This window comes from Maricaulis sp., assembly GCF_048270265.1.
Lineage (GTDB): Bacteria > Pseudomonadota > Alphaproteobacteria > Caulobacterales > Maricaulaceae > Maricaulis.
Genome location: NZ_JBLWTD010000046.1, coordinates 1 through 5,988 on the forward strand (window position 1 = coordinate 1; position 5,988 = coordinate 5,988).

At 63.5% G+C, this 5,988-nt stretch carries 6 protein-coding genes and 2 tRNA genes; 6 read left to right on the forward strand and 2 right to left on the reverse strand.

The genetic code is table 11. The annotated features are described in order from the left end of the window. A partial coding sequence (locus ACN0YF_RS14660; RefSeq protein ID WP_417494956.1) for a DUF819 family protein occupies positions 1 to 272 on the forward strand: 272 nt, incomplete at its 5' end. Between the two features lie 310 nt (positions 273 to 582). Beyond that, positions 583 to 1,584 (forward strand): GIN domain-containing protein, encoded by a 1,002-nt coding sequence (locus ACN0YF_RS14665; RefSeq protein ID WP_417494957.1) that lies wholly within the window; start codon positions 583 to 585, stop codon positions 1,582 to 1,584. On the opposite strand, the gene rlmB is transcribed toward ACN0YF_RS14665, so the two are convergent. Then, positions 1,581 to 2,405 carry a 23S rRNA (guanosine(2251)-2'-O)-methyltransferase RlmB gene (rlmB, locus tag ACN0YF_RS14670; protein WP_417494958.1) on the reverse strand — a complete coding sequence of 275 codons (825 nt, stop codon included), beginning with the start codon at positions 2,403 to 2,405 and terminating at the stop codon, positions 1,581 to 1,583. The two genes, ACN0YF_RS14665 and rlmB, sit on opposite strands and share 4 nt — an antisense overlap. A gap of 129 nt (positions 2,406 to 2,534) precedes the next feature. On the opposite strand from rlmB, the gene ACN0YF_RS14675 reads away from it, so the two are divergent. Both ACN0YF_RS14675 and ACN0YF_RS14680 read left to right on the forward strand, forming a co-directional pair. Further along, a tRNA-Tyr gene (locus ACN0YF_RS14675) sits at positions 2,535 to 2,619 on the forward strand. Positions 2,620 to 3,002: 383 nt separating this feature from the next. Further along, complete coding sequence (locus ACN0YF_RS14680; RefSeq protein WP_417494959.1) at positions 3,003 to 3,245, forward strand: GIY-YIG nuclease family protein; 243 nt, start codon at positions 3,003 to 3,005, stop codon at positions 3,243 to 3,245. A 79-nt stretch (positions 3,246 to 3,324) separates the two neighbouring features. Here ACN0YF_RS14680 and ACN0YF_RS14685 read toward each other — a convergent pair whose 3' ends face one another. Beyond that, entirely contained in the window at positions 3,325 to 5,235 is a 1,911-nt protein-coding gene (locus ACN0YF_RS14685) for a cation:proton antiporter (RefSeq protein ID WP_417494960.1), read from the reverse strand. Positions 5,236 to 5,400: 165 nt separating this feature from the next. Here ACN0YF_RS14685 and ACN0YF_RS14690 point away from each other — a divergent pair. After that, positions 5,401 to 5,474: transfer RNA gene (locus ACN0YF_RS14690), tRNA-Gly, on the forward strand. Between the two features lie 385 nt (positions 5,475 to 5,859). Further along, the coding region (locus ACN0YF_RS14695) for a GTP-binding protein (protein WP_417494961.1) at positions 5,860 to 5,988 on the forward strand (129 nt) is incomplete at its 3' end.

Here is a 5,988-nt window from a genome sequence, read left to right on the forward strand (position 1 = left end):
TGCAATCGGCACCGGTGCTGATTGCACTGATCGGTATCCTGTTGACGGTGCACGCCATTGTCACTTTCGGGCTGGGTTCGATCCTGAAATTCTCGCTGCCCGAACTGATCACGGCGTCCAATGCCGCCATCCTCGGCGCAACGACGGCGCCGGCCCTGGCGGCGGCGAAGGGCTGGAAGGACCTGGTGACGCCGGGCGTGCTGGTTGGCGTGTTCGGCTATGCCATCGGCACCGTGATCGCGACGGCGGTCTATCAGTTCTGGCCGGCCTAGCGGCCTGAACGCAGGTGCCCCCGGGCAGGCTTTAGGCTGGCGCAGCTGTGTCCTTCATTATCACGTATATGCCTTGGGGCATCACGACCGGTAACCCGGTTTTGGCGCAACCCGATCTTGGCACCGCATTGCGGCGGTCGGCGTGGGACAGGATTGCGATTATTCCCTCTCAACGCACACGGTCCACCCCAGTATTAATCCCTTGTCACGGACTCGCCAGCGCCCGGCAGGATGGGATGCGGCAGGTTTGCATCCAATCGGGGGCCTGACGGCATCCAGTCTATATCAGATCCAATCAGAGGGGATTTCCATGACGCGTAAATCAGCATTGATCGCCGGCACAGCGTTTGCCCTGGCCAGCCTGGCTGTAGTCGCCAACGCGGCCACGGCACAGGATCAACAGCAAAGCTATTCCGCGGCCACCGTGTCGATCGAGAATTTCATCGGCCGGGTCGAAATTCGCACCGGCGACTCCGACGCGATCAGTGTCAGCATCACCAATCCGGGCGATCTGGTGGAAGACCCGCAACTGCGGCAGACCGGGGATAGCCTGGCGATCGATGGTGGCCAGTCCATCCGCAATCTCAATTGCAATACCCGCAACGGGGTTATCCGCATCGGGCGCCGCTGGAGCAGCCAGAACGAGATCACTGAATACCCGTTGCTGACCATCACGGCGCCCGCCTCACTGGCCCTGGAGCTGAGCGATTCCGCTTTCCAGGGCACGGCTGGCGATCTCGGTTCGCTGGATATGGAGATGAGCAGCTGCGGCCGTTTCGAGACCGGCGCGATTGCCCATGACGTGGATATCAACATCAATGGCTCCGGCGACATCACGACGCGCGATATCGGCGGCAATGCCGATATCGGTATCAATGGTTCGGGCGATGTCGTCCTCGGCGCTGTCGCCGGGATGGCAGATGTCGGGATCAACGGGTCCGGCGATGTGCGCATGGCCGATGTTACCGGCGATGCCGAGGTCCGTATCAATGGTTCCGGTGATGTTGAATTCGGCAGGGTGGCCGGGCTCGATATCCGGATTGGCGGCTCCGGCGATGTCGAGGCGCGCACCGTAAACGGGCCGTTCAGCGCTTATATCGGCGGCTCCGGCGATATCGTCGTGCATGACGGCCGCGCCGAGCCGTTTGAGGTTTCGATCAATGGCTCGGGCGATGTCCGCTTCGGTGGCACCGCCGTCAATGTAACGGTGCGCGAATCCGGTGGCGGCGATGTCGATATCGAAGACATCGAGGGTTCCATCGACTGGCGCCGCAATGGGCGCACAGTCCTGCATGTCGGCGGTACCGACTAGGCGGGATCGTCGACGGGCGCCTTGCCGCGGGCAGGGCGCCATTTCGACGCCTCATAGAGGGCGATCGCGGCCGCGTTCGAGACATTCAGGCTCTCGATCGCGTCCATCATCGGAATGCGGACCAGCTGGTCGCATTCCGAGGCGACGCGCGGCCGCAAACCCTTGTCTTCCGAACCCATCACCAGAACCAGACCCGGGCCATGACCCTTGCCGTCAAAGCCGGCAATCGCGTCGGCGAGTGAAACCTCGCCTTCACCGGCCAGGCCGAGCACATGGCGGCCGGCCTTGCGGAAACTCTTCAGCGTATCGGCGATATTGGTCACCTCGATGTGCGGCACGCGTTCGGCGGCGCCGACCGCGCTCTTGCACACGGTGCCGAAAATCGGCGGTGACTTGCGGTCCTGCATGATGATGGCGCGAATCCCGAACGCGGCAGCGGAGCGGAAGATCGCGCCGACATTGTGCGGATCGGTAATCTGGTCGAGCACGAGCAGGGCGCCATGGGTCGGATCGACCACGGCATTGATGTGCTCGCTCTCCAGTGCGCTGCATTTGAGGGCAAAGCCCTGGTGCACCGCACCCTCGGGCAGGGCCTGGTCAATCTCGCGTGGTTCATAGAGCCGTTTCGCCAGCCCTTCGGGAATCTCCCGCACGGCATTGCGGGTGACTCGGATTTCGATCACTTTGCGCTTGCTGTTTTGCAGCGCAGCGAGCACCGCGTGGCGGCCCCAGATCCAGCCGGAATTCGCTGTCTGTGAAGGGCTGGAGCGGCGTGTGTAATCGCCGCGGTTGGGAGTGTTGCGCATAGGGGGCTTCGTCACTATAGTCCGCGCTCCTGTCTCAGGGCGGTTGCAAATTTCGGCGCAGGCATAGCATGCCAAGCCGGGAGCGCAGACCCTTTGTTGCAGGTCTTCCCACGGCCCGTTTATCGTGCCCGAGGGACACCCTGTGGAGGGGTGGCCGAGTGGTTAAAGGCAGCAGACTGTAAATCTGCCCGCATAGCGTACGCTGGTTCGAATCCAGCCCCCTCCACCACCCTTCGCCCTGCGGGCTTCGGGTGGCAAGCCACCCGCAGCGCGCATACGAGCGAAGCGAGTGGGCGAAGAGGTGCCCTCCGTAGCCTTGGCGTAGGAGGGCGTACGCTCGACATCAAACTCCCGCCCAAACTCTTACCCGTCTGCCATCAAACACAATTCCTGACCGCCCTGCCGCCAACGGCTGGGCAAGCCACCCGCAGCGCGCACCTGGGGCGAATGAGGACTGCGCTCGACATCAAACGTCCGCCCAAGCTCTTACCGTCCGACATCAAACAATTGCTGCCGGCCCTGCTTGCTGCGGGGGGCGTCCCACACCGCACTTGTCGAATTTCGGGCGATGTTCCAATATACTTCCAAAGGTTGTGCTTGGAGCCAGTTCCGATGCATTACGTCTATCTGCTGGAGAGCAAGGCTTGCGACGGTGAGCGCTATGTTGGAGCCACGTCGGATCTACGGCGCCGGCTCGATGCACACAACGCCGGCAAATCCCCACACACCGCAAAATTCAGACCCTGGAAACTTGTCGCATATCTCGCCTTCTCGGAGCGGGAGAGGGCATTCGCTTTCGAGCGTTATCTCAAAACTGGATCCGGACAGGCCTTTGCAGGAAAACGCCTGTGGTAAGGTTGGAAGCTCCCGGCTCCGGCGGGGCCTTCGCCCACCGCCATCTCTGACTCCCTATGGCCAAGCACCGGGCGCGGCCTCACCCGGAAACCCCGTCCTCGCCGGCGGCGCGCTCTGCATCCTCGGCCTCCTCGGCGTCGGCCGCAGCCATATTGCCCTGTAACTGCCGATCCCACTCGGCACGCAATTCCTTGGCGCGCGCCACATAGGGCGCGTTGAGATGGCTGGGGATGTCGAGGCGGTAGAGTTCGGCGAGCTCGACCATGGAGGACCGGTCCAGGCGTTCGAAATCGGCGGCAAAACGCGCGGCCTTGTGCGGCTTGAGGCCGAGCGCCTGCAATGCCGAGCGACCGGCGCGAATGGAGCTGTCATAGGTCTCGCGCACGATATCGCGGCAGCCGGCAGCCCAGAGCTCATAGACATGATCGCGGTCGATCGCCCGGGCCAGCACGTGCAGGTCGGGATAGGTCTGCACGGCATAGCGCACCAGCTCGGTGATCTTCTGCCTGTCATCGATGGCGATGATCAAAAGCTTGGCCTCGGCAATGCCCGCTGATTGCAGCAGGTCGGGCCGGGTGGCGTCGCCGAAATGGACCTGGAAGCCGAAGGCGCGCAGGGCGTCGAGATGCTCCGAGCTGTAGTCGATCACCGTGGTGGCATGGCCTGCCGAGGAGAGTATGCGGTTGATGATGCCGCCAAAACGGCCATGGCCGGCAATGATGATCTTTCCGCCGGGCTCGATCGCGTCGGCCGGCCTCTCCGAGCGCGCCAGATAATGCGGCATGATCACCTTGTCGAGCAGGATGAAGAGCGCCGGGGTAAGCAGCATGGAGAGCGCCACCACCAGCGAGATCTGCGCCGCCAGCGGGACGGGTATGACGCCATTGGCGAGGGTGAAGGCCAGAAGGACAAAGGCGAATTCGCCCGCCTGGGCCAGGCCGAGGGCGAAGAGCCAGCGGTCCGAACCCTGCAGGCCGAAAATCCGTGCCAGCACCCAGAGCACGCCCGCCTTGAGCGCAATCAGCCCTGCGACGGCGCCGAGAATGGCGGCCGGGTGATCGGCCAGCAGCGCGAAATTGATCCCCGCGCCGACCGTCATGAAGAACAGGCCGAGCAGAAGGCCGCGGAAAGGGTCGATATCGGATTCCAGCTCGTGGCGGTATTCGCTGTTGGCCAGCACCACGCCGGCGAGGAATGTGCCCAGCGCCGGCGACAGGCCGACCAGGGTCATCAGCAGGGCAATGCCGATCACGATCATCAGGGCAGCGGCGGTAAACAGCTCGCGCATCTTGGCGCGCGCGATGTAGCGGAAGATCGGGCGCGTCAGGAAAGCGCCAATGCCGATCACGGCGGCAATGGCGGCGAGGGTGACCACGGCGCGTTGCCAGCCGGCCAGCCCGTCAACAAGATTGAGATTGAAGCCCGCTTCGCCGCCATGCGCGGCAGCCTCTGCGGCATGGCCGTCCGCGAACAGCTCGGGCAGGGCCAGCAGCGGGATGATCGCCAGCATCGGGATCACCGCGATGTCCTGGAATAGCAGAACCGAAAAGCTCGAGCGCCCGCCATCGCTGCGCGCCAGGCCTTTTTCGTTGAGGGTTTGCAGCACGATCGCCGTCGAGGAGAGCGACAACACCATGCCGATGGTGAGGGCGGTCTGCCAGGGCTGGCCGAAGGCCATCGCGATGCCGGTCACCCCGGCAACGGTACCGAGCACCTGAAATCCACCGAGCCCGAGCAGGCGGGCGCGCATCTGCCACAGCAGTTTCGGCTCCAGTTCCAGCCCGACCAGAAACAGCATCATCACGACGCCGAATTCGGCAAAATGCTGGATCGAGACCAGATCGACACCGAGCGCGCCGATCAGCGGGCCGAGCGCGATGCCGGCGATCAGATAGCCCAGCACCGAACCAAGCCCGAGCCGCGAGGCAATCGGCACCGCAATCACGCCGGCGACGAGAAAGATGAAGGCCAGCAGCAGAAATCCGGTCATGAAGTCCCCGTAACGGTGTGCGCTTGATGGCGCGCACCCTAGAGAGAAGTGCGCGTGTGGTCACGGGGATTGATCGGGCAGACGGGCGCGGACTTTGTGGTGCAATCCATGCTGCACAACTACTCGACGCGTGCGGCCGAAGCGGCTAAACGGTTCAGTTCTGGCGCGGGTATAGCACAATGGTAGTGCAGCAGCCTTCCAAGCTGAGGATGCCGGTTCGATCCCGACTACCCGCTCCACCCTTCGCCCTGCGGGCTTCGGGTGGCAAGCCACCCGCAGCGCGCACCTGGGGCGAAGAGGTGCCCTCCGCAGCCTCGGCGTAGGAGGGCTGCGCTCTGTGACGCTCTGCGAGCTCCAGCCAGGCCACCCTAATTCTGTGTGAAGGCTGTCCCGTCATCCCCCCGGACGGGGGCGGAGGGCGCATTCCGGGCTCTGCCGAGTGGCCCACATCACACGGGCTTCACGCTACATACCCGCCCATGTGCATTCGCGCTTGCCTTGACCGGTGTGGCGCGTGTATCAGGCGCGCATCCGAACCGGGCATGCCTTGCGTGCCCATGTTACCAATTTTGCATGACGATCGGCCCGTCTTTTCCGAAGATCGGCGTTCAAGAGGTAAAGATCATGGCGAAGGAAAAGTTTCAGCGCAACAAGCCGCACGCGAACATCGGGACGATCGGTCACGTTGATCACGGCAAGACGACGCTGACGGCAGCGATTACGATGGTTCTGGCGGAAGCCAGCGGCGGGATG